Genomic DNA, 22,446 nt, shown 5'->3' on the forward strand with positions numbered 1-22,446 from the left:
TTTATATTGATTAGATTGATTCCATGACGACCAGAGATCTGATGACACGCGAGGAAGTGCTGGCCCGCCTCAACATCAAGCCGGCGACGCTTTACTCGTACGTGAGCCGCGGCCTGATCGGCACCGCGCCGCACGACGACGGGCGCCGCAGCCTGTACGTGCGTGCCGATGTCGAGCGCGTGGGCAGTCGCAAGCGCGGACGCATGCCGAAGGCGGCGTCGGCCGAATCGACGATGCGCTGGGGCGAACCGGTGCTCGCGTCGGCAATCACGCACATCACACCGCAGGGTCCGCTGTATCGCAACCGCTCTGCTGTCGACATGGCGAAGGCCGGCGCATCGTTCGAATCGGTTTCGCAACTGCTGATGACCGGCGTCTGGCAGGACGGCGTCACTGCGTGGGGCACGCTCGACACGCCGCAGACGGTGCTGCCGCTGTTCAGCGCGTACGCGGGCAAGCTGGAAGGCGGCGACATAGCCAACCTGCTCGGCATGGTGCCGCTTGCGCTCGGCATGCAGGGACGCGGCGCGGCAGAAATCTCCGACGGCAGCGCAGTGCAAGCCGCTCGTCTCATCATGCAGACGATGGCCGGATGCCTGGGGTTTCTAAGCAATACGCGGGCGTTCGTCGCACGTGAACGCGGCGAGAGTCTGGCGGCATATCTGCTGCGTTCGGCAGGCGGTATCGGTTCGCCCGATGCGGTGTTCGCAGTGAACGGCGCGCTGACCGTGCTCGCCGACAACGAACTCGCGCCGGCCACGTTCGCCGCGCGTGTCGCGGCATCGACGAATGCGGATCTCTACAACTGCATCGCGGCGGCGATCGGATCGCACGTCGGTTTTTCGACGGGCACCGCGACGGAGAAAGTCGAAACGCTGCTGCTGCGCGATGTGTCCAATCCCGATACCGCGCCGCGTCTGCAGATGGTGCGTGAAGTGGGCGCGAGTCTGTTCGGCTTCAACCATCCGCTGTATCCGGAAGGCGATGTGCGCGCGAATCTGATCATCGAGCAGGTGCGTGCACTGCGTCAGGCGACGACCGATACCGCGCCGACGCTCGCCTTTCTCGGACTCGCCGAAGAGAAACTGTCGATGCGTCCGGGCGTCGCGATCGCGCTCGTCGTGCTCGCGCGTGCGTTGGGTCTACCGGACGGCACCGCGACTGCGTTGTGGATCATCAGTCGTACGGCAGGATGGGTCGCGCATGTGCTTGAACAGCGCTCGCAGGCGTTCCTGCTGCGGCCGCGTGCGAAGTATATTGCGGCGTTGCGGATGTAATCGGCGGCGACGCGGCCACTTTCAGCGAACCGCTGTTACCGCCCTTCCACGGTCGCCGGTTTTGTCGGCGAAGTCACCGTCGGCGTCGCATCGATACCCCGAAAAACCGCCGCGGAAATCAGCGTAATCACCCCGACGCAGATGAAGCTCATCCGGAATCCGAGCGTCACCGAACCCCATTGGTCGGCGAACAGGCTAACGAGCGCACCACCGATCGTTACGCCCAGGCCGAGCGCGAGCATCTGCACCATCGAGAACAAACTGTTGCCGCTGCCTGCGTCCTCGATCGACAGCCCCTTCAGCGTGACGCTGTTCATCGCCGCAAACTGCATCGAATTGGCCGCGCCGAAAATCGCCAGCACGACGATCTCGAGGGCGACCGGCGTGCCGCGCGAAATCAGCGCAAATGCGACGATCGATCCACCGACGATCAACGTATTCACCAGCAGGAACGTGTCGTACCCGTAGCGGCGAATCAGCGGCGCGATCCAGCGCTTCGCAAGCGCGCCCGACAACGCCGCAGGCAGCATCATCAAACCGGAATGCAGCGGCGTGTAGCCAAGTTCGAGCTGCATCAGCAGCGGTACGAGAAACGGCACCGCGCTCGAGCCGATCCGGCACACCAGGTTGCCGATCAACCCGACGCTAAAGTTCGGTTCCCTGAACAACGCGAGCCTGAACAGCGGATTCTCGCGACGCCGTGCATACGAGATGTACGCGAACGCTGAGACGAGTCCGAGCACGAACAATCCTGCGGACCACGCAGCGCGATGCGATTGAACCGGCGCATCGACTGCAAGCGAGAACGCGATCATGCACAGCGACACCAGCGCGCAGCCGGTCACGTCGAATGGCGGTGCAGCCTCGCTGGTCGTACGCGGCAGATAGTGGTGAACCGCGAACATCCCGATTGCGCCGATCGGCACGTTGATCAGGAAAATCCAGTGCCATGAGAACGCTTCGACAAACCAGCCGCCAAGTGTCGGTCCGACAATCGGGCCGATCTGTCCCGCAACCGAAATCATCGCGAGTGCGGCCACGTATTGCTCGCCGCGCACGCTGCGCAGCACCGCGAGCCGGCCGATCGGCAGCAGCATCGATCCGCCGATGCCCTGCAAAACGCGCGCGACCACCAGTTGCCCGAGCGTGTGTGCGCTCGAACAGCACAGCGAGCCGAGCACGAAGATCAGGATTGCAGTGAAGTACACACGCCGCGTGCCGAAGCGATCGGCGAGCCAGCCGGATGCGGGCGTCAGCATCGCCATCGTCAGCGTGTACGCGACGATCACCGGCTGCATCACGAGCGGTTTCACACCGAGACTGTGCGCGATCGACGGAAGCGCGGTGTTGACGATCGTCGTGTCGAGCGTCTGCATGAAGAAACCTGCGGCGACGATCCACAGTAACGCGGTGTGGCTGGAATCCTGACTCATCGATACTTCTCGGGTGCGTCGACAGATGGGCTTTCGACGCGTTCTTGGGGGATTCCGACATGATATTGTCATCGTTGACAATCGGGAACCCCACTAACGATGTTGACTGTTATCGCCGTTGCCGATAACAATGAGCGATGCTCAATCCCATCTGGCTCAAGACATACGCGACGGTCGCGAGCTGCCATAGCTTCACCGAGGCAGCGCGTCAGCTTGGTCTCACGCAGTCGAGCGTCAGCGAACACGTTCGCCGTCTCGAGCATGCGGTCGGACGGCGGCTGTTTATCCGCGACACGCACTCGCTCGCGATGACGCCCGACGGCGAAGCGATGCTCGCGCATGCCGGCGCGATCCTGCAGGCAATCGGCCGCGCCGAGTCGCAATTCCGCGCACCGCGTCTGAAAGGACGCGTCCGTCTAGGCTCATCCGACGACATCGCACTCGGCCCGTTGCCGACCGTGCTCGCCGCCTTCCGCAACGCGCACCCCGACGTCGAACTCGAAATCACGATCGGCATGACCGGCAAGCTGTACGAATTGCTCGACGCGGGATCGATCGATCTGCTGGTGGGCAAGAGAAGGCTCGGCGACAAACGCGGCGTCGCGCTATTCACCGGACGGCTCGAATGGCTCGCGCGCGCCGGCACGCTGGTGGATCTCACGCAACCGCTACCGCTGATTCTTGTCGCCGAACCGAGCGTGACGCGCGCGGTCGTGCTCGATGCGCTCGCGCAAACCGACTTCCGCTGGCAACTGGTCTGCACGAGCAGCAGTCACGCCGGTTGCGTCGCGGCTGCTCGAGGTGGGCTTGGTGTGACAGTGCGGCCGCAGTATCTGTCGGCACGTGGACTCGCGCCGCCGGCCAACGTCGCGAGTCTGCCGGTGCTACCCGACGTCGAATTCATCGCACTGGCGGCGAAGCGGCTCAGCCGCCCCGCAGGCACGCTGCTGCAGTTGCTGCACGACAGCGATCTGCGCGGGTCGTGGATCGGCGAATAGTGTTCGACGTGACGCTCAGCGCTCGAGCGAACGCATCTTCCTGAGTTCGGGAAAAATCCGCATCCACAGCAGCGCGACGCCGATTGTCGCGCAACCGCCGACGAGCACCGCCGCCCGCGCACCCCACCAGCCCGCCGTGAGTCCCGATTCGAATTCGCCCAGTTGATTCGATGTGCCGATGAACAGCGCATTCACTGCGCTGACGCGGCCCAGCATCTCGTCGGGTGTGCGCAGCTGCACGAGCGACAGCCGCACGACCACGCTGATCACATCGGCGGCGCCCATCGCGGCGAGTGCGACGAGCGACAGCAGAAATTGATTCGATAGCCCGAACACGATCGTCACGAGACCGAACGCGATCACACCACCGAACATCGCCCTGCCCGGCCGTGTGCGCAGCGGAAAATGCGCGAGCCACAGCGTGCCCGCGAGCGCGCCGACTGCGGGTGCGGAACGCAGTATGCCCAGCCCCCACGGACCCGTGTGCAACATGTCGCGCGCGAAGATCGGCAGCAACGCGGTCGCGCCGCCGAACAGCACCGCGAACAAGTCCAGCGACAGCGCGCCGAGCACCACCGGTTCGCGACGAATAAACGCGATGCCCGAGAAAATCGATTTGAGCGTCGCAGGCGCGCGCGTGGCCGGCTTCGTGCGCAATGGGATCGTGCTCACCAGCATCGCCGCGCAACCGAACGCGATCGCACACGCGATGTACACGGCCATCGGCCCGACGCCGTACAGCAAACCGCCGAGCGCGGGCCCGACGATCTGCGCCGACTGGTTCGCCGACGTGGCCCACGCGGTCGCGCGCGGCAGCTCGTCGCGTCCCACGATGCCCGGCAGCAACGACGACACCGCCGGCGATTCGAACGCGCGCGCCGCGCCGACCGATGCCGCGAGCACGTAGATAACGGGCGCCGTCAGCCAGCCGCCGAGCGTGCCGAGCAGGAACACGCCGGCCGCGAGCGCTTCGAGCGTCTGACAGATCGCCGCGATGCGCCGACGGTCGTAGCGATCTGCAGCGTGGCCGACGACCAGCGTCAGTGCGAACATCGGCAGGAACTGCGCGAGCCCGACGAGACCGAGCGCGTACGCGCTGTGCGTCAGCGCGTAGATGTGCCAACCGATCGCGACTGCAAGCATCTGGAACGACACCGACGACAGCACGCGCGCAGACCAGAAACGCTGGAACCCGGGATCGCGCAACGGGCTGACGGTTGAAGATGCAAGAACGGAAGGGGGTTCGGTGTCGGCAGAGTCGGGAGTCATCGGTCGGTCGTGAGTCGGTGCGCGCGGGCGTGGCACTGCCGGTCGGGAAAGCCGGCAGTTTAGTGCAACTCGACGTTGCGCGGCAGAACTACACGACGATTTGCGTCGTGATACCGTCGTGCGGTGCCAGCCGCGAAAACGATTTGCGGCGCGCATCCGCTACCTTTCAAGGTTCAAAGGAGAACGCAGCAATGAACGCAGCCACCCGGTTCTGGATGGTCCAGGGCGCACCGACGCCGGTCGGTCCTTTTTCGCACGCGACGGAGTCGGACGGCTGGATCTTCGTGACCGGCCAGATGCCTACATCGCCCGACGACGACTCGGCGCCGCTGCCCGACGGCGTCGCCGCGCAGACCACGCGCGTGATGGACAACTTGAAGCTCGTGCTCGCGGGCGTCGGTCTTGGGCTCGAGCACGTCGTGTCCGCGCGCATTTTTCTGACCGAGTTCAAGCGCGACTACGCGACGATGAATGCGACCTATGCTGCGTACTTTCCGTCGGATCGTTTGCCGGCGCGGACGTGTATCGGTGTGACGGGGCTTGCTCGGGATGCGCTGGTTGAGATCGATTTTATTGTGCGCCGGCCTGCGTAATACGGCTGTGGTCTTTTGATGGATCGACCTCGAAGCGCGGACGTTCTTTTGTTTTTGTGTGCCGCGCTTCGTGTCATCGCTACCGCAGCGGCCGCTTTTGTCATGCGTGCGGCCGCGCGGAAAGACACTTAACCTGTATAGCTGGCCTTAGCCTCTTTCAGATAATCACCAAGCCGCCTCGGTGCGCGTCCGATCAGCGACTCGATATCGTCCGTGACGATAGAAAGATTGCCGGACCGGATCGCTACCTCGATCGATACCAGCATCGCAACGAATACGCCCGGAACCTTGGCCGCTTCCAGTCCGGCGGCGAACTGCGCGTCGGTCACATCGACGACGGCAAGCGGCTTGCCTGTCGCCTCGCGAGCAAGGCCTGCGATCTCTTCGCGAGATAGCGCTTCGCTGCCGGTGAGCGTGTAGGTCCTGCTGTCGGACGACGGCGCAACCAGCGCTGCGGCAATCGCTTCGGCCATGTCCTCCCGCCCGGCGGACGACACTCTCCCACCCTTCGTAGCCGAATGCCATTGCCCGCTCGCCAGCGCATGAGGCAGCGACATGAGCAGATTCTCGTGATACCAGCTGTTCCGGAAAATCACGTGCGGCAAGCCGGTGGCCTTGATGGCCCGCTCGGTCTCCAGATGGTCCGGCGCGAAGGTCACGAGCGAACTTTCCGGATTGGGCAGCGACGTATACGCCAGACGCTCGACACCCGCTGCGACCGCTGACGCAACCGCATTGCGATGCTGCTTCAACCGTTTGTCGGCGCCATCCAGCGCATCCGTCGAAACGATGACGACCGTACCGGCGCCTTTGAACGCTTCGGTCAAAGCTTGCGGGTCTTCGAAGTCCGCTTTACGTACTTCGATGCCGGCCGCCGCAAGGTCGGCGAGTTTTTCGGGGTCGCGGGTGCCGGCGATGATGCGGTTGTGCGTCACGCCGCGCGCAAGCAGATGCTTGATCACGAGCCGGCCAAGCTGACCGGACGCGCCGGTGACGAAAATCGTGTTGCTCATGGAATAACCTCATTCTGAGTGTTACTCTCTTTTTGAGAGTGCCTCGATAGTCAGGCCTCGGCCCGCTTCCGTAAAGGAGGCAGTTTTTCAGGAGATAGTTACCAGATGGGAACCACCCACACGCGGATAAGCGAGCTCAAGGCGAAGCTGGAAGAGGTCCGCACTCAATATGGTGCGATCGGGAATTGCCCGGTGCGCGACGTCATCGATGTGATCAACGGGCGGTGGAGTTCGCTGCTGATGATCGCGCTGTCCGAGCAAGCGTATCGATTCGGCGAACTTCGTCGGCTGGTGCCGGACATTTCGCAGCGCATGTTGACGCAGACGCTTCATGAGTTGCAACGCGACGGCTATGTGCATCGCGAGGTGTTCCCTACGAAACCGCCGGGCGTCGAATACAGCCTCACCGATCTCGGTCGATCGATGTTCGATGCGCTGAACGTTTTGCTCGTCTGGGCCGACGCGAATTACGATGCGGTCCGGGCAGCTCGTGCCGAGTTCGATAGCCAGAGGGAATCGGCGTAAGAGGCACTCCTCTGCGCCGGCAGTAAAATGCGCGCTCTTCTCCACCGGAAATAGCCCCATGCAAATCCTCGTCGACGCAGACGCCTGCCCCGTAGTCGTCAAAGAAATGCTGTTCCGGGCAGCAAACCGCGTCGAGGTGTGCGTCACGCTGGTCGCGAATCAGTATCTGCGCACGCCGCCTTCGCGCTTCATCAAGTCACTGCAGGTGCCCGCGGGCTTCGACGCCGCCGACAACCGCATCGTCGAACTCGCCGAGAACGGTGACCTCGTGATTACTGCGGATATTCCGCTTGCCGCTGCTGCGCTCGACAAAGGCGCGCAGGTGCTCGATCCGCGTGGCAGCTGGTTCAGTCGCGAGAATATTCAGGAACGCCTGACGATGCGCGATGTGATGGATCAGCTTCGCAGCACAGGCATCGAGACCGGCGGTCCTTCGCCGTATAGTGCAAACGACAGCAAGACGTTCGCGTCGCAGCTGGATCGGTTTCTTGCTCGTTATCGGGCGCGGCCGGGTGCGGGTGCGTGAGGCAGGACACGCTAGCGAGCGCGCAGAATTAGGCGTGGCTCAGCGGTTCACCAAACCACCGCACCGCAGCCCGAGCCGCATCCTCATCGCCTGAAGCACCGCTACCCTCGCCCACCCACGCGACAAACCCATCGGGCCTCACAAGCACAGCGCTCAAGCCCAACCGATCCTTCACATCGCTCGCGACGTACGCAATACGATCGCTCCACTTGCCTGCGAGCGCTTCAAGCGCCGCACTAGCGTCGAAATCCAGCAGCAGGCCCTTGCCGTTTCTGAGCAGTTCGCCAAGCCTCGCCCCATCGATCAGCTCAAAATCGGGCGCACTGCGACCCACCAGCGCGTGGCCACCGCCGAAATCGTAGCGAAGAGAAAGACCCCACACGCGCTCAGCGAAGTACGTCGCACCGTCACGCGTGTCGAGCAGATCGCGAATGATCGCCTCGAGCGCGCGCGTGCTGCGGGTCGGTCGCATCAGCGCGACCTGCGCGCGCGACCAGTCGAGGATCTGCACGCCGATCGGATGCCGTTCGCTTTCGTAGCTGTCGAGCAGACCATCCGGTGCATCGCCACGCAGCGTCGCAGCGAGCTTCCACGCAAGATTCATCGCGTCGCCGAAACCGAGGTTGAGACCCTGGCCACCCAACGGCGAATGAATGTGCGCAGCGTCGCCCGCGAGCAGCACACGCCCTTTGCGATACGGCGTCGCCTGATGCGCGCGATCCGTCCACGTGGTCGCGAGCGGAAGCGCCGTTAAGGTGACATCGGTGTTGGACACGTGGCGCAACACCGCTTGCACATGCTCGAGCGTGATCGCCTGGCTTCGATGAAAAGCGCCGCCGTCGAAATCGGCCATCGTGACGATGCCGGGCTGCTGGTACGTGTACATCCCCGTCGACGTGTAATGGCGGCCCGGCTTGAGCTTGTCCGGATCAGCCAGTTCGACCACAACGGAATAGCCGGTGAACTCGGGATCGGTGCCGGTGAACGCGAAGCCGCCGGCTTTGCGCACGGTGCTGCGTCCGCCGTCGCAACCGACGAGCCATCGTCCGCGAAACGTCTCGCCACCGGCGCGAACGGTCACGTCGTCATCGGCTTGATCGAAGCCTTCGACTCCTACGCCACGTTTAACCTCGACTCCCAGCGAATCAGCGCGTGCAGCCAATACGGATTCAAGATGCTGCATCTCGACCGCGAGAATGCTATCGACCGGACCCGGCAGCCGGAACGGCCACTTCGACGTATCGATGTTGTCGTAAAAGAACTGGATGCCCGCGAAATGGCCGGCCGGTCGACGCTTGTTTTGCATCCAGTGCGGCGCATTCGGCACCCTGCTGTTCGAACCGTCCTTCGAATCCGGCGGCGTCGTGACGTCGTCAAGCAGACCGCGACGGTGAAAAGCTTCAAGGGTGGGAACCGACAGGCCGCGCAATCCGAACGGCAGTTGCTTCAACGGAGAGGCCGGGTTCTCAGCCTGCTCCAGCACCAGCACCGAGGCAACGCCTGCAAGGCGCAGCTCGCAGGCGAGAAACAGGCCGACAGGGCCCGCGCCTGCGATGACAACGTCGTATATCAAGGTGAAACTCCTCAAGCGCGCCGGCCGCTATCGTGCGGTATCGACGAAGGCTGAGGTTCCGCCGTTGCAGTCAAAACGATGCCTGCCGCCTTCGCGGCAAGCATCGTATCACTTCGCTCATCGTCGATCCGGGGCCGATTGGGCGACCCCACGCGCTGCTGTACTGCTGCCCTGCTCCCCCGTTTTTCTGAAACTCAACCGCACGCGGGCTTCGCCTTCCTGCACGCATCGGCGAGCGGCGGCGGCGGGTCTTTCTTGAAGACGGTCTTGTACGATTCGAGCACGTTCGACTGCACCACCGGCAGCGACTGCACGCCGATCCACGCAGGCGGCGTCTGGCCGATCAGCGCCTTCATCATCGCGAGCGCTTCGGCGACGCCCTGGTCGTACGGACGCTGCGAACCGGTCGCCTTCAACGGGCCGCCCTTCGCGATTTCGATCGCCGATTCGAGGCCGAGGTCGACCGTCGTCACCGGGATGTTGAGCCCCTGCGCGCGCATCGACGTCAGCGTGTCGAGCGCGGGTTGGTCCCACACCGCGAACACGCCCTTCACGTCCGGATTGCCGGTCAGAAAGTCACCCGCGATCTGGCCGACCTTCGACGGATCGGTGAACGCGACCTGCTTGATGTGGATGTCCGGACGGTTCTTCTTCATCCATTCGTTGACGGCCTTCGTCCGCTCCGTCGTGCTGAAGTAGTCGACGCCGAAGTTGACGAGCCCGATCGTGCCGCCCTGCGGAATGCACGACGCGAGCACCTTCGCGGCGATCTGGCCGTTGCCCTCGCTATCCGCCGACACCATCGCCGCGTACTGATCGGGATGATGCAAACCGGTCGGCACGTTATCCATGAACACGAGCTTGATGCCCGCCTGCGAGACCTTCTTGTACGTCGCGGCGGTCGCGGTGCCGTCGACGGGGATCGAGATGATGCCGTCGGGATGGCGCTGGATCGTGTTCTCGATATCGGCGATCTGCTTGTCGACCTGATACTCGGCCGACGCCACGCCGATCACCTGCACGCCGTATTTCTTCAGTGTGTCGCTGATGCCCTGCACCTGCAGTTGCGCCCAGTCGAGGTTCATCGTCTGCATCGCGATGCCGACCTTGAACTTGCCCGCCTTGACCTTCGCGGCATCGGCGGCACTCAGCTGCACGGTATCGACCGATGCCGCCTTCTCGCCGTTCGGCCCCTGCCCGACGATCGTCTTCGGGCCGATCGAATCCGCTGTCAAACCCTTCATGCACGTCTGCGCGTACGCGCTGGGCGACAGCACGGCTGCGGCGCTCGCCGTCGCGATGACACTCGCCAGAACCGCTCTGGAAATACGACGCTGCTTCATGTCTCTTCTCCGTTGGTCTTGATTTGAGGCTGTCTCCTGCCCGTTTGCTGCTTGCTGTGCAGCGCGTGCGAACGCGGCTGCGGTATCCCCGGTCGCGCTTTCATTCTTTCGCGCGGACCGTTACTTCTGCTGCGCTTCTTCTACTTCTTCGTGAACGCGACGGCCGCGACGATGATCGCGCCTTTAATCACCAGTTGCAGCGACGAACTGACGCCGAGCAGCACCAGCCCGTTGTTCAACGTGCCGATGATCAGACTGCCGAGCAGCGTGCCGAGCACGAAGCCGCGTCCGCCGAACAGACTGCAACCGCCGAGCGTCACCGATGCAATCACGTCGAGTTCCATCCCCTGCACGACGTCGGGCCGTGCTGCATGCGAGCGCGCGGACAGCACCAGCGCGGCGACGCCTGCGAGCATGCCGGTCAGCACGAACGTCAGCGTCGTCACGCGGCGGATGTTGATGCCCGAATAGAGCGCGGCGGTGGGGTTGCCGCCGCATGCGTACACGCGTCGGCCGAACACGCTGTAGTGCAGCAGCAGAATGCCGGCGACCACCGTGAGCAAGGTCCAGAGGATCGGCACCGGTACGCCGAACACATCGCCTTCGCCGAAGATCGAGATGAACGAATCGTTGGTGATGATCTCGGGCCGCGTCGTCGTGACCATCAATGCGAGGCCGCGCGCGGCGCTCAGCGTACCGAGCGTGACGAGGAACGACGGGACGTTCAGGCGCGTCGTCGCGACGCCGTTGATCAGCCCGACGATCGCGCCGGTGCCGATGCCCGCGATCGCGCCGACGATCCAGCTATCGCTGACGTGCGTCATCGCGAGCGCCGCCGACATGCCCGACAGCGCGAGCACCGAGCCGACCGACAGATCAATCTGCCGGCCGATGATCACGAACGTCATGCCGACCGCGACGATCGATACGAGCGCGGTCTGCCGGCCGATGTTGAGGAAGTTGTCGATCGACAGAAACCACGGCGACGCGAAGCTGAACACGACCAGCAGGATCGCAAACGCAACGTACAGCGCGTACGGACGGTCGCCTTGCAGCAGCAGTCGCGCGAGCTTTCTTGCGCGGCTTTGCTGCTCGGGTGTTGCCTGAGACGGCGGAGTCTCGCGATCGGTCGCGAGCGTGGGGACGGAGTCGTTCATGATGCGTACTCGTTCGGGGAGCGCGAAAGCTGGATCAGGTGATGAAGGTCTTCGGCATTGCCGAGCGTCGCGCGCTCTACGGTGCTGACGATGCGCCCGTCGACGACGATCGAGATGCGGTCGCACAGCCGCAGCAGTTCGTCGAGATCCGACGACACGACGAGCACGCCCGTGCCCTCGCGCGCGGCCTCGTGCACGACGCCGTAGATTTCCTCGCGCGCGCCGACGTCGACGCCGACCGTGGGTTCATCGAGCAGCAGCACCTTCGGCCGCGGATGATTCCACTTCGCGAACACGACCTTCTGCTGGTTACCGCCGGACAGAAACTTCACGTCGGTCGACGTGCCCGGTGCCTTCACCGACAGCATCTTCATCGCGCGCTGCGCTTCGCCGGTCGCCGCATGGCGACGCAGCCAACCCCAACGCGAAAAATGCCTTAGCCGGGGCAGCGTGAGATTGCGTTCGATCGAATGATCGAGCACGAGGCCCTGCACGTGACGATCTTCCGGCACGAGCGCGACGCCGCGACGGATCGCGCCGGCGGGCGTCAGGCCCGCGAGCGGTTCGCCGTCGAGCACGATGTCGCCGCTATCGACGGAGCGCAACCCGAAGATGGTCTGCAGGATTTCGGTGCGGCCGCTGCCGATCAGGCCCGCGAGGCCGTGCACTTCGCCGCGTCGCAACGTGAGGTCGACCGCGTGCAGACGGTCGTTGCCGACGTTCGACAGCGAGAGCACGGATGCGTCTTTCTCTTTCTCGTCGTTCGCATTCGAAGTAGTCGTGGACGCGACGCTCTGCGACTCACGCGCATGCAACGCCGCATGACCCGAGCCGACGATCGCCGCGACCAGTTGCTTCATGTCGGTCTGCGCGGTCGCGAACGTGCCCGCGTTCGCGCCGTCGCGAAACACGGTCACGCGCTGCGAGATGCGGAACACTTCGTTCAGCCGATGCGTGACGTAGATCACACCGACGCCGCGATCCGTCACCGCGCGGATTGCGTCGAACAGGATCTGCTCTTCGCCGCCGGTCAGCGCAGAGGTCGGTTCGTCGAGGATCAGCACGCGCACGTCGCCCATCAACGCCTTGCAGATCTCGGTCATCTGCCGGTATGCGAACGGCAGCGAATCGACCGATGCACGTGGATCGAGCGGAATGCCATGTGCTTTCAGGAATGCGCCGACCTCGGCGAGCAGTGCGCGCTTTTTGACGAAGCCGAGTTTCGTGCGCGGTTCGCGGCCGAGCATCAGGTTCGCCGCAACCGACAGCGATTCGACCAGGCTCAGATCCTGATAGACCACCGCAACGCCGGCTTCGCGCGAACGCGCAGGGGAATCGAACGCGACTTTCTGGCCGGCGATCTCGATCGCGCCGTCGTCGTAACTGTGAACGCCGCTGAGAATCTTGATCAGCGTGGACTTTCCGGCGCCGTTTTCGCCCAGCAACGCATGGACCTCGCCGGGCAGCACTTCGAGGTCGACGCCGCGCAGCGCCTGCACGCCGCCGAACCGCTTGGTGACGCCGGCAACACGGACCAATGGCATCCGGGGCGATGAACTTGCCGCGGATGAAACCGGCTCACTCATCTGGACTGTCTCCTTCGTCGGCGAGACGAAATTTTTGTGCCGCGAGCGGGCCGCGACTATGTTTGTGATCTTGTCATCATCGAAATGATGAGTCAATAACATTTACCGGTGGATTAATGCGGGTTAACGGCATGCGCACGCGCTCCAGGCTTGGCTGGATGCACGTTATGTGACGATGTTAACAACAATGTGAAATGACCTGGTGGTGCTGTCCGGTCAATGCGGCTCGGCCAGCCAGCCGGCGATGCGCGCGGCGCTCTGCGCGGGCAGCAGCCCGGCGGTATCGACGATCAGATCGCTGAACGCACGCGCGTGATAGCCCTCGGCGTACATCTCGTCGATGCGCTGTCGTTCCCATTCCGTCAGCACGCGGCCGCCGCGTTCGGCACGCGCGACGTCGAGCGGCGGGGCTAGTGTGACGGCGACGAGGCGTGCTGTGCGCCGTTCGCACGCGGCGCGCAGTACTGCGAAGTCAGAATCCCTTAGCGGCCATGCGACGATCAGATACCGGCTCGCGACCGTTTCGATCCAGCGGCGGATGCGCTCGAGCGCGAACGTCCATTGCTCCGCGAGCGGTAGATCTTCGTGGGCGTCGTCATCGTCGCTATCGTCGCCGTCGATGAAACGCGCGTCCGGCAGCAAATGCGCGAGCGCCGCGCCGACCGTCGATTTGCCGCTATTGATCGGACCGTTGATCGCGATCACGGTCAGCGGGGTTGAAGAGGAATCGTGCGTCATACGGGTTTCTCGTTGCGAGTGCGTGACTGATCGCGATTGTCACCCAGGTGCAGCGTGTGTGCGGCAGCCGATTTCACAACCCGATTTCACAACCCAATACACACCGCCCCCAACGCAATCACCACACACGACGACAACCGCCGCACCGACATCTCTTCATTGAGAAACAGCCGCCCGATCAGCACCGCGAACACGACACTGGTTTCACGCAACGCGGACACCGATCCCATCGCGCCGAACTGCATGGCCCAGATCACGATGCCGTACGCGGCGAGCGACACCACGCCGCCCGCGATCGACGTGCCGATATCGGCACGCGGCGCACGCAGCGCGCGATGGCCGCGCATCGCGACGAACACCAGCGGCATCAACCAGTAGAACGTGAACATCCACGCGGTGTAGGACAGCGCGTCGCCCGAGTGCCGCACACCGACGCCGTCGATCACCGTGTAGATCGCGATCGTCGCGCCGGTCAGCAACGCGGCCGCGAGCGTCGCGCGTGAGGGTCGTTTGCGTTGCAGCGCAAGCCCGACGATTCCGCCCGACACCAGCACGATGCCGACCGCCTGCGCGAGGCCGGGCTGCTCGTTCGCGAACAGCATCGCGCCGAGTGCAACGAGCATCGGCGACGAACCGCGCGCGATCGGATAGGCATCGCCGAGATCGCCATGCCGGTACGCACGGACGAGGCTCAGGTTGTACACGCCGTGAATCAGTCCCGACGCGACGATGTACGGCCACGACGCAGCGGCCGGCAACGGCACGCACGCGACCACGACCGTCGCGATGCAGGCCATGCCGATGCTCATCCAGGTCATCGACAGAAAGCGGTCGCGATTGCCGTGCAGCAGCGCATTCCATGTCGCGTGCAGCAACGCGGCCAGCAGCACGAAGCCGCCGATATAACTGATCATGGTCGTCCAGAGAATGGCGTCGATGGAATCGTATTTTAAACGTATAGACGTCTATATGTATACGAAGACCGATGCATTGCAAGGGCTTGTGCGGCGATGCGATACTGGCCGGCCGTCGTGTCGTGCCACTGCTAGCCGACGGCCATTAAAAAAGGAGCCCTCGCATGAACACCGCAAGCCCTGCCCTGACGATCTTCGCCGGCCGCACCGCTGACCGGAACGCGCGCGGCATGGCCGGCGCGGCGAAAGTCGGTGCCGCGCTTGCCCGACGACTCGGGCTCGAACCCGTCCGTATCGGTGAGCCCGACGCGCCGTTCGACGGCGACTGGCGGGCGCAACTCGCGGCGGCGCTGCCGTCGCTCAGGCAACTGTCCGCGCGCTACGAGCAACTGCTGCGCGCCGAACCGCGGCAGCCGCTGCTGACTGTGATGGGTCGCTGCGCAAGTGCGCTCGCGACGTTGCCGGTCGTCGCGCGTCATCACCCGGACGCGGCGATCGTCTGGTTCGACGCACACGGCGACTGCAACACGCCCGCGACGACGACGTCCGGCTACCTCGGCGGCCTGGTCCTGACCGGCGCGGCGGGACGCTGGAGCACAGGCCACGTCGATGCGACCGGCCTCGGTGCGGACCTCGATCTCGCGAACGTGATCCTCGTCGGTGCGCGCGATCTCGATCCGCCCGAACGCGCGCTGATCGACTCGGGTGCGCTCACGCTGGTGCCGGCCGGGGAGCGCCTGGCCGAACGACTGCGCACGGCGATCGCGGGTCGCGAGGTGTATGTGCATCTCGATTGCGACGTGCTCAATCCGGGCGTTGTGCCGACCGAGTACGCGGTCGAGGACGGGCTGTCGCTCGACGATCTGTTCGCGTGCACGCAGGTGCTCGCGGACAGCGGCGCGATCGGTATCGAGATCGCCGAATTCGAAGACGGCTGGAGCGGCGCGCAAGCCGCGCTGAAAGGCGCCGATGCGCCGTGCACACCGGACGCGCTGCTCGACGCGCTCGCTCCGCTTATCGGCTCGGTGCAGCGGCAATAACGCACGCGGATTACACGAAGAAGGCAGCAGAGGAATTGCGCCGCTGTCACGGTTGCGCAACGAAGCGCCGTTAAGGTCTGGCATCCCCACCCACAACCGGGATGCCATGACCACCCCGTTGCAGGATAGAACCTCGGTCGCCGGCGCGGCATCGAAGGTGCTCGCCGCCAGCATCGTGCTGAATCTGCTGTTGATGGTCCTGCAAGCGTCGGCCGGGCTTTACGCCCACTCGTCCGGCATGCTCGCGGACGCATTGCATTCATTCGTCGACCTGGTCGCCGACGCGCTCGTCCTGCTTGCCTGTCTGCTCGATGCGCGTGCGCTCGCCGCCGATCCGACGCGTCGTCACCCCCGCTATGAACCGCTCGCGCTGCTCGCGCTCGGGCTGCTGCTCGGCGCGACCGGCATCGAGATGACGTGGCAGGCCGTCGTGCGGCTCGGCACGAACGCCGGCGGCAGCTTCGACATGGCGACGCTCGGCGTCGCCGCCTTCACGCTTGCGAGCAAGGAAGTGCTGTTCCGCTGGATGTCGCGCGAAGCGAAGCGCACACGCTCCACGTTGCTGCTCGCGAACGCATGGCACGTGCGCGCCGACGCGATCTCGTCGCTGCTCGTGACGCTCGCGATCTGCGGCAGCTTCGCCGGCCTCACGCGACTCGACGACGTCGCCGCCGCATTGATCGGGCTGATGATCGCGAAGACCGGCTGGGGCTTTGGACAACGCGGCCTGAACGGCATCCGCGCGACGCGTGTCGTGCAGGCGACGTCTGTTGCATCGGTATCAACAGCCGCGCCGGAACGCGCGATGCCCCTGCCGATCCAGATCGTGCGTCATGCGCCCGACGTTGCGGCGCTGTACGCGGTACCGCGTCGGGACACAGCGTCCATGTCTGTATCGCGCAGCATGCCTGCCGATCGCGAAGCAGCGGCGCTCGATACTCGCAGCGCCGCCTGACCCGTTCACTTACTTCACCTGCAAGTCCAACGCAGCCGCATCGCGATCAAGGTTTCGCATCGATTGCGCGCGGCCCGCTCAACGTCGTTTCGGTCATGCCCGGCGCCGAGCGGATCGCCTGCGCCGTGAACGGAAACCGCGCCCACGCCTTCTGCGCATACGCGAGCGTTGCATCGCGCGAATGCGGCGAAGCCGGATCGTCCGATTCGGAATGCGACAGCAGCGTGTCCGCTTCAGGACCGTCCGCACCGAACCCGACCACCTGCACATAGGTGTTGCCGTGCGCGTGCTCGTTGAGCGAATAGCCGTGCCTGTCGAGCGGCTCTCCCGTACACGCCGACGTGAAATAGCCTTGCAGATCGCAGCCGCCATACAGCGGAATTTTCGCGCCGTCGCGGCCGATGTACAGCGCGGTGCCGCGCGTTGAATCGAGCGCGAAGCCGTTGTCTTGCAGTGCGAGGACTGCCGCGCCCAGCGCCTGCACAAGCGCGGGGTTCGCAGTGTTCAGGCCAGCGGGTGTCGCCAGCGGCCGGCTCGGATCGAACGGCGTCGCATAGAGCTTGGCTGCGGGAATGCGCTGCGCGCGCGCCCAGAATTCGTCCCACAGATTGGCACCGCGCGCGTCGACGTTCCCCGTGCCGTCCCATGCGCGCAGCACGCGGCACGCTTCGGCCAGATCGACCGTGCGCGCGACCGGTGTGCCCTTTGCGGAAGAAGTGGCAGGAGGCGCGACCGCAACCGTCGGCGCGGATTGGCCAGGCGCGCACAGCGCATCGAGCAGCGGCTGCCGGAACAGACGCTCCGACATCGATCCGCTCGACAGCACTGTCTGTTCGAGCGCATCGCGCGCGACGCCGCCCGGTGCGCTCATCAACTGCTGTGCGAGCGTATGGCCGAGCCGCGTGCGCAGCGATTGCGGCGTACCCGTTTCCCCTTGCACCTGCGCGAAACCCGTCAACGGTGCCTGCGGATTCGAGAGCCAGTAGCTGCCGTTGAAATTGCCCGCGTAGTCGCGACGCAGCAAACTCGGCATCTCGGTGACCGGCATTGCGCCGGGTATCGCGGTACGCGCGACGTCGGCGTTTTTGCCGTTCATCCCAACCCATTCGCACGCGGACCGCGAGCCGTCGAGAAACGGCACGCCCGCCACGCGCTGATCGAATGCATGGCCTGCAGGCGTCGTGCAGGCAGCGGCGAGCGTGTCGGGCACGTTCGGCACCGCGCCGATGTCGGCGAACCACACGCGCGGATCGCCACGGCCGATCGCGAGCGTGTTGACCCACGGGAGCGCCGCGTAGCGCTTCTGGATCGAGATGAAATCGTCGAGCGACGTGGCCTTCCCCCACGCGAGAAAATTCGCGAACGCGCGTGTGTTGTCTTCGTTCACGTCGCGCAGCGCGAATGCGTGCTTCGCGTTCCAGCCGAGTGCCGGCGACATCGCCGACAGATCCACCATCGGCCCGAACCGCGACCGGTACAGCACGCGCGTAACGGGCGTGAGCTGCCCCGTCTTCATGTCGCGAACCTGTACGGTGACCGGCATCGGACGCATCGCTTCTTCGTGACCGTCGATCACATAGCGCGTCGGGTCGCCGGGTACGAGTTTCAGTTCGAAGAAACCGAAGCGACGTGCGCTCGACACCGTATGCGTCCACGCGATGTCGTGATTGAAGCCGATCATGATCACCGGCACCGCGAGAAACGACACGCCGGCGACGTCGAGCTGGCCGGGGATCGTCAGTTGCGCCTGATAGAAACGGTCCGGGCCGCGCCAGAACCAGTGCGGGTTGCCGAACAGCAGGCTGTGACCATCGCGGGTCGCCGAGCCGCCGAACACATACGCGTTGCTGCCGATGCCGACGTGACCGCCGACCGCCAGTTGGTCGGGATCGATCGGCTTCATGGCGGCGAGCGTCGCGCTATCGGTCAACGATGAAGTCGACGACGACTGCGCTTGCGGCACACGCGGCGGCTGCGCCTGCGCGATCTGCGACAGAAACCGTGTGCCGCCGCCCGCGAGCATCACCGCGACGAGACGGCGGTACAGATCGTCACTGGAGATCGGCTTGACCCACGGCTTGCCGGCGCATTCGGCATGCGCGCCCGGAAAGTTGCCGCGCTTCATCTCGTCGACGTAGCGGTTGTAGCCGTCGGCAAAACCCGCGACCAGTTCACGCAATTGCAGCGGCTGCGCGGCGCGATAGCGTGCGACTGCGTCGTCGTCGGCGATCGAGCGGAAGAAGAAATCGGCGTCGAGATTGCGAGGCTGGCCGAAGGTCGCCGCGTCGGGCGTCCGCGCGTCGGCGCCGAACCACGCGGAACGTTCGCCGCGCCACGTCAGAAACGCGTCGGCGAGCGTGCACAGGTTGTCCTGCGCCTGCACGTAACCGTAGCCATAGCCGAGGCTGCCCCAGTCGCGGGCTTCGACGTGCGGGATGCCGTCCTGGGTACGGCGTACGTCCACGCGATACGGCGTGGCAGAGGCTGCGGGGGACGCCGCGTGTGCGGCGGGCAGCACCGCAACGCTGATGACGGCAACGGTCGACAGGAGTCTGGAAAATCTGCGAAACAACGGAGTCATGACACTCCCGGATGACGATGAAGAACCACGTGCCGACGCAGAACGACGAGGCGTTCCGACGGGAGTCGCGGGCACGCGACGAAACGGCGCGCATCGCACCGTGCGAAAACGGAGACGAAAGTGAAAGCGGCCGGAGATGGAATTGAAAAGCGCACTGAACAGCAATGTGGCTCGTATCTTACTGTGACGATACGCAATACGTCTGCAGGAGAGCCGTCCTCGTAATGAACGGTAACTACGTATGCGCGATGTGTCAGAAGTCGTCGGGGAAATCGAGTTCCCAGCGCACTTCGCTGCCGACGCTCAACTGCCGGCCCGCCCCTTCGATGACGATCGCGTTCTGCCCGAACGTCAGCCCGCCATCAACGCGCGCGTTCGCGCGCCAGCCGGCCATCGTGTCGAGCGGCTCGTTCGGCCACTGCGGATCGGGCCGGCCCGCGAGATGATCGACGGTGGTGATCGGACAGCGCGCACACGGTTTGACGAAGCGTAGTTCGATTGCGTCTTGTGTGCTGGTTGTACTGGCCGGCTGGATGGACAGCGTGCCGACGAAATCCTCCTCGAATGCCTCGATGCCGCGCAGCACGATGTTCGGACGGAAGCGGTTCATCGGAATCGCCGGTGCGCCTTTCGCAAGCAGACGGCGGTTCACTTCGTCGAGCGATGCCTCGCCGGTAACAAGCAACGGGAAGCCGTCGGCGAACTGCGTCGGCGAGTCGACGCCCTGGGTCCACTGCTGGCTGGCGAGCCGCGTCTCGGCGCGGTCGAATCGCACCAACCGCACGTCGGTGCCGAGCACGCTGGAAAACCAGCGGGCCGGCGCATCGCCTTCGTCGAATGCGGTCACGGCGTCTTTCCAGATCGTCACGGGGATGCGTGCGGCGGCACGCGGTGCGTCGAGCGGCAGACGCAGCACCGTGTCCGCGCCGGGTGCCGACAGTTCGAGCATCCCGGTAGAGATCGACAGCACGGGATGGATCAGCGCCATCGCCGGGTACTGACGCTGCGAAACGAAATGCCCGTCGCGATCGATCACCATCCAGTGACGGTCCCACGCGAGCCCATGCGATTCGAGCAACGCGCTTTCGAGCGGAATACCGCCGCACGATTTGACCGGATAGACGAACAGCGCACTGACGAAAGGCATCGAAAACGACCGGCATGGGGAGTGCAGAACGCGTGACGTGCACGCGCGTCGACGCCACGCGTCGATGGGGGCGATTTTCGCCTGGCGTTTTTGTTGCTGCAACCGGTCTGCGATGCGGGGGCTTGTTGTTATCGACGGATGGGGTGCGCGTCCGGCTGTTGTGCGGTACTGCGTGCTTCACGCGGCGGGGTTTCCTGTGTACGTGTCCGCGACTTGCGCTTCAGTATCGGCCACGCCGTCGTGCCGCTCGCCATACGCAACGCAGGCCGCGTACCCCTCGATGCCGTCGATCCAGTGAAACCGCAGCCGACTTGCATCGGCTGCGATCGAGTCTTGCTCGGCAAACGGCTGCTGGATACCGTCGACGAACGGATCGACAGCAATGCATTGCAGCCCCTCCGTAATGCCGAGGCCAAGCGCCTTCAGCAATGCTTCTTTCGCAGTCCAGCTGAGCAGAAAGCCGCGCAACTGCTTCTCAGGCGCGTGCTCTTCCAGCGCGCGCCGCTCGTCCGTCGTACACACGAGGTCGGCGAGCGGCGGCCAGTCGAGTGACGGATCGATACGCTCGATATCGATGCCGACCACCCGCCCCGCCGAAATCGCGATCAACGCGTGCTCGCCCGCATGCGACACGTTGAACGACAGATCGGGATAACCGTCGAGCGCAGGCCGGCCGTAGCGGCCCGCGATAAAGCGCAGCGCGTGCGGCGCTGCGCCGATCCGTCCGGCGAGCAGCATCCGCAGCGCGGCGCGCGCCGCGAGAAAGCGCGCGCGATCGGCGAACTGCCGGTAGCGGTCGGCGCGCTCGCGCTCGGCATCGTCGACGCTGCCGAGCAGCGGCGCGAGCGCCGCCGGATCGGCAGGCACCGGCACGCGCCAGACCTCGACGTCCGCGGGCCAGCGACGCTGCGCGGTGACGCGCACCGGGTAGGTCCGCTCAGTGCGTCCTGTCATCGACTTCGCTCCTTCATTCATCGCACAACCCAGCTCACATACAAATGAGAATCATTTGCAATTATACGGACTTTGTCTCATGATTCGGACTGTCTTGATATTCCCGCGATCCTTCAAGGTTTCTATTCATGAACTCGCCTCTCACCGCTGCAGACACCGCCGACGCATCCATCGCCCCCTCCGACAGCTCACAGATCGTGCTGCAATCGCTGCTGTCGCGCCAGTCGTACTGGCCGCTGACCACGCCGGGCCCGAACGACGCCGAACTCGCGTCGATTTTCGACGCCGCGTTGCGCGCGCCGGATCACGGCAAGCTGCGTCCGTGGCGCTTCGTCTTCGTGCGCGGCGCCGCGCGGGCCGCACTCGGCGAAGTGCTGGTCGACATCGCACACACCCGCTCGCCGGACGAACCGCGCAGCGCGCATCAGCATCGCGCGCAGAAGGCTCAGGCCGCGCCCGTCATTATCGCGATCGCTGCGGCGGTCGATGCATCGTCGACGGTACCCGAAGTCGAACAGCTGCTGTCGGTCGGCGCCGCTGCGATGAACATGCTCAACGCAATCCATGCGCTCGGTTACGGCGGCTTCTGGGCGACCGGTGCCGATTCGTATCACGCGCACATGCATGCATCGCTGGGCTTCGGTTCGGACGAACGGGTGCTCGGTTTCCTGTTCGTCGGCACGCCGCCTGACGCGCAACGCGACACGGTTCGTCCGGAGCGCACGGCTTACGTGCGCGAATGGACCGGGCCGGCGACACGCTAATAGTGTTGCCCGGCGTGCCGATGCCAGCACACCAGGTAGCACCGCCGTCGACATCAGCCG

At 64.7% G+C, this 22,446-nt stretch carries 20 protein-coding genes; 8 read left to right on the plus strand and 12 right to left on the minus strand.

The window, feature by feature from the left end:
* Positions 1–41: 41 nt before the first annotated feature.
* On the plus strand, positions 42–1,277 hold the full coding sequence (locus tag E1748_RS03180; protein WP_133647209.1) for a citrate/2-methylcitrate synthase: 1,236 nt from the start codon (positions 42–44) through the stop codon (positions 1,275–1,277).
* Positions 1,278–1,312: 35 nt separating this feature from the next.
* Here the strand turns inward: E1748_RS03180 and mdtD are convergent, their stop codons facing one another.
* Positions 1,313–2,710, minus strand: coding sequence for a multidrug transporter subunit MdtD (gene mdtD, locus E1748_RS03185; protein ID WP_133645696.1), 1,398 nt, complete (start codon positions 2,708–2,710; stop codon positions 1,313–1,315).
* Positions 2,711–2,847: 137 nt separating this feature from the next.
* On the opposite strand from mdtD, the gene E1748_RS03190 reads away from it, so the two are divergent.
* Entirely contained in the window at positions 2,848–3,708 is an 861-nt protein-coding gene (locus tag E1748_RS03190; RefSeq protein ID WP_133645697.1) for a LysR family transcriptional regulator, read from the plus strand.
* A 15-nt stretch (positions 3,709–3,723) separates the two neighbouring features.
* Here E1748_RS03190 and E1748_RS03195 read toward each other — a convergent pair whose 3' ends face one another.
* A complete protein-coding gene (locus tag E1748_RS03195) occupies positions 3,724–4,977 on the minus strand; it encodes an MFS transporter (protein ID WP_133645698.1) in 1,254 nt (417 codons plus the stop codon).
* Between the two features lie 191 nt (positions 4,978–5,168).
* On the opposite strand from E1748_RS03195, the gene E1748_RS03200 reads away from it, so the two are divergent.
* On the plus strand, positions 5,169–5,570 hold the full coding sequence (locus E1748_RS03200; protein ID WP_133645699.1) for a RidA family protein: 402 nt from the start codon (positions 5,169–5,171) through the stop codon (positions 5,568–5,570).
* A gap of 128 nt (positions 5,571–5,698) precedes the next feature.
* Here E1748_RS03200 and E1748_RS03205 read toward each other — a convergent pair whose 3' ends face one another.
* On the minus strand, positions 5,699–6,583 hold the full coding sequence (locus E1748_RS03205; protein WP_133645700.1) for an SDR family oxidoreductase: 885 nt from the start codon (positions 6,581–6,583) through the stop codon (positions 5,699–5,701).
* A gap of 105 nt (positions 6,584–6,688) precedes the next feature.
* On the opposite strand from E1748_RS03205, the gene E1748_RS03210 reads away from it, so the two are divergent.
* The gene (locus tag E1748_RS03210) at positions 6,689–7,108 is read left to right on the plus strand and encodes a winged helix-turn-helix transcriptional regulator (protein ID WP_133645701.1); all 420 of its coding nucleotides are present in this window, start codon (positions 6,689–6,691) and stop codon (positions 7,106–7,108) included.
* Between the two features lie 58 nt (positions 7,109–7,166).
* On the plus strand, positions 7,167–7,634 hold the full coding sequence (locus tag E1748_RS03215) for a YaiI/YqxD family protein (protein ID WP_133645702.1): 468 nt from the start codon (positions 7,167–7,169) through the stop codon (positions 7,632–7,634).
* Between the two features lie 28 nt (positions 7,635–7,662).
* On the opposite strand, the gene E1748_RS03220 is transcribed toward E1748_RS03215, so the two are convergent.
* The 6 genes from E1748_RS03220 to E1748_RS03245 form a co-directional block, all read right to left on the minus strand.
* The gene (locus E1748_RS03220; RefSeq protein WP_205965189.1) at positions 7,663–9,207 is read right to left on the minus strand and encodes an FAD-dependent monooxygenase; all 1,545 of its coding nucleotides are present in this window, start codon (positions 9,205–9,207) and stop codon (positions 7,663–7,665) included.
* A 194-nt stretch (positions 9,208–9,401) separates the two neighbouring features.
* On the minus strand, positions 9,402–10,550 hold the full coding sequence (locus tag E1748_RS03225) for a substrate-binding domain-containing protein (RefSeq protein ID WP_133645704.1): 1,149 nt from the start codon (positions 10,548–10,550) through the stop codon (positions 9,402–9,404).
* Positions 10,551–10,690: 140 nt separating this feature from the next.
* Complete coding sequence (locus E1748_RS03230) at positions 10,691–11,707, minus strand: ABC transporter permease (RefSeq protein WP_133645705.1); 1,017 nt, start codon at positions 11,705–11,707, stop codon at positions 10,691–10,693.
* Positions 11,704–13,293 (minus strand): sugar ABC transporter ATP-binding protein, encoded by a 1,590-nt coding sequence (locus E1748_RS03235; RefSeq protein ID WP_133645706.1) that lies wholly within the window; start codon positions 13,291–13,293, stop codon positions 11,704–11,706. Before E1748_RS03235 ends, E1748_RS03230 begins: the two co-directional genes overlap by 4 nt.
* Positions 13,294–13,509: 216 nt before the next feature.
* A complete protein-coding gene (locus tag E1748_RS03240; RefSeq protein ID WP_133645707.1) occupies positions 13,510–14,031 on the minus strand; it encodes a shikimate kinase in 522 nt (173 codons plus the stop codon).
* 86 nt (positions 14,032–14,117) lie between these two features.
* Positions 14,118–14,945, minus strand: coding sequence for a DMT family transporter (locus tag E1748_RS03245; RefSeq protein WP_133645708.1), 828 nt, complete (start codon positions 14,943–14,945; stop codon positions 14,118–14,120).
* 164 nt (positions 14,946–15,109) lie between these two features.
* Between E1748_RS03245 and E1748_RS03250 the strand changes: the two genes are divergently transcribed.
* Positions 15,110–15,985, plus strand: coding sequence for an arginase family protein (locus E1748_RS03250; protein WP_240766281.1), 876 nt, complete (start codon positions 15,110–15,112; stop codon positions 15,983–15,985).
* A gap of 106 nt (positions 15,986–16,091) precedes the next feature.
* On the plus strand, positions 16,092–16,940 hold the full coding sequence (locus tag E1748_RS03255) for a cation diffusion facilitator family transporter (protein ID WP_133645709.1): 849 nt from the start codon (positions 16,092–16,094) through the stop codon (positions 16,938–16,940).
* 46 nt (positions 16,941–16,986) lie between these two features.
* On the opposite strand, the gene E1748_RS03260 is transcribed toward E1748_RS03255, so the two are convergent.
* The 3 genes from E1748_RS03260 to E1748_RS03270 form a co-directional block, all read right to left on the minus strand.
* Positions 16,987–19,521: a penicillin acylase family protein gene (locus E1748_RS03260; RefSeq protein WP_133645710.1), complete on the minus strand. Its 2,535-nt coding sequence runs from the start codon at positions 19,519–19,521 to the stop codon at positions 16,987–16,989.
* A gap of 253 nt (positions 19,522–19,774) precedes the next feature.
* A complete protein-coding gene (locus E1748_RS03265) occupies positions 19,775–20,668 on the minus strand; it encodes an MOSC domain-containing protein (RefSeq protein ID WP_133645711.1) in 894 nt (297 codons plus the stop codon).
* A gap of 177 nt (positions 20,669–20,845) precedes the next feature.
* Positions 20,846–21,622: a 4'-phosphopantetheinyl transferase family protein gene (locus E1748_RS03270; protein ID WP_133645712.1), complete on the minus strand. Its 777-nt coding sequence runs from the start codon at positions 21,620–21,622 to the stop codon at positions 20,846–20,848.
* Positions 21,623–21,750: 128 nt separating this feature from the next.
* Here E1748_RS03270 and E1748_RS03275 point away from each other — a divergent pair, with 128 nt between their 5' ends.
* Entirely contained in the window at positions 21,751–22,386 is a 636-nt protein-coding gene (locus E1748_RS03275) for a nitroreductase family protein (RefSeq protein ID WP_133645713.1), read from the plus strand.
* The last annotated feature ends 60 nt before the right edge of the window (positions 22,387–22,446 follow it).

This window comes from Paraburkholderia flava, from assembly GCF_004359985.1.
Lineage (GTDB): Bacteria > Pseudomonadota > Gammaproteobacteria > Burkholderiales > Burkholderiaceae > Paraburkholderia > Paraburkholderia flava.

What these genes read in the sequence shown, in the direction of transcription:
- E1748_RS03215 (WP_133645702.1), top strand. Translation starts at nt 7,167, where the DNA reads ATGCAAATCCTCGTCGACGCAGACGCCTGCCCCGTAGTCGTCAAAGAA.
- E1748_RS03270 (WP_133645712.1), bottom strand. Translation starts at nt 21,622, where the DNA reads ATGACAGGACGCACTGAGCGGACCTACCCGGTGCGCGTCACCGCGCAG.
- E1748_RS03225 (WP_133645704.1), bottom strand. Translation starts at nt 10,550, where the DNA reads ATGAAGCAGCGTCGTATTTCCAGAGCGGTTCTGGCGAGTGTCATCGCG.
- E1748_RS03260 (WP_133645710.1), bottom strand. Translation starts at nt 19,521, where the DNA reads ATGACTCCGTTGTTTCGCAGATTTTCCAGACTCCTGTCGACCGTTGCC.
- E1748_RS03265 (WP_133645711.1), bottom strand. Translation starts at nt 20,668, where the DNA reads ATGCCTTTCGTCAGTGCGCTGTTCGTCTATCCGGTCAAATCGTGCGGC.
- E1748_RS03240 (WP_133645707.1), bottom strand. Translation starts at nt 14,031, where the DNA reads ATGACGCACGATTCCTCTTCAACCCCGCTGACCGTGATCGCGATCAAC.
- E1748_RS03205 (WP_133645700.1), bottom strand. Translation starts at nt 6,583, where the DNA reads ATGAGCAACACGATTTTCGTCACCGGCGCGTCCGGTCAGCTTGGCCGG.
- mdtD (WP_133645696.1), bottom strand. Translation starts at nt 2,710, where the DNA reads ATGAGTCAGGATTCCAGCCACACCGCGTTACTGTGGATCGTCGCCGCA.
- E1748_RS03235 (WP_133645706.1), bottom strand. Translation starts at nt 13,293, where the DNA reads ATGAGTGAGCCGGTTTCATCCGCGGCAAGTTCATCGCCCCGGATGCCA.
- E1748_RS03195 (WP_133645698.1), bottom strand. Translation starts at nt 4,977, where the DNA reads ATGACTCCCGACTCTGCCGACACCGAACCCCCTTCCGTTCTTGCATCT.
- E1748_RS03230 (WP_133645705.1), bottom strand. Translation starts at nt 11,707, where the DNA reads ATGAACGACTCCGTCCCCACGCTCGCGACCGATCGCGAGACTCCGCCG.
- E1748_RS03250 (WP_240766281.1), top strand. Translation starts at nt 15,110, where the DNA reads ATGAACACCGCAAGCCCTGCCCTGACGATCTTCGCCGGCCGCACCGCT.
- E1748_RS03180 (WP_133647209.1), top strand. Translation starts at nt 42, where the DNA reads ATGACACGCGAGGAAGTGCTGGCCCGCCTCAACATCAAGCCGGCGACG.
- E1748_RS03200 (WP_133645699.1), top strand. Translation starts at nt 5,169, where the DNA reads ATGAACGCAGCCACCCGGTTCTGGATGGTCCAGGGCGCACCGACGCCG.
- E1748_RS03210 (WP_133645701.1), top strand. Translation starts at nt 6,689, where the DNA reads ATGGGAACCACCCACACGCGGATAAGCGAGCTCAAGGCGAAGCTGGAA.
- E1748_RS03190 (WP_133645697.1), top strand. Translation starts at nt 2,848, where the DNA reads ATGCTCAATCCCATCTGGCTCAAGACATACGCGACGGTCGCGAGCTGC.
- E1748_RS03245 (WP_133645708.1), bottom strand. Translation starts at nt 14,945, where the DNA reads ATGATCAGTTATATCGGCGGCTTCGTGCTGCTGGCCGCGTTGCTGCAC.
- E1748_RS03255 (WP_133645709.1), top strand. Translation starts at nt 16,092, where the DNA reads ATGACCACCCCGTTGCAGGATAGAACCTCGGTCGCCGGCGCGGCATCG.
- E1748_RS03275 (WP_133645713.1), top strand. Translation starts at nt 21,751, where the DNA reads ATGAACTCGCCTCTCACCGCTGCAGACACCGCCGACGCATCCATCGCC.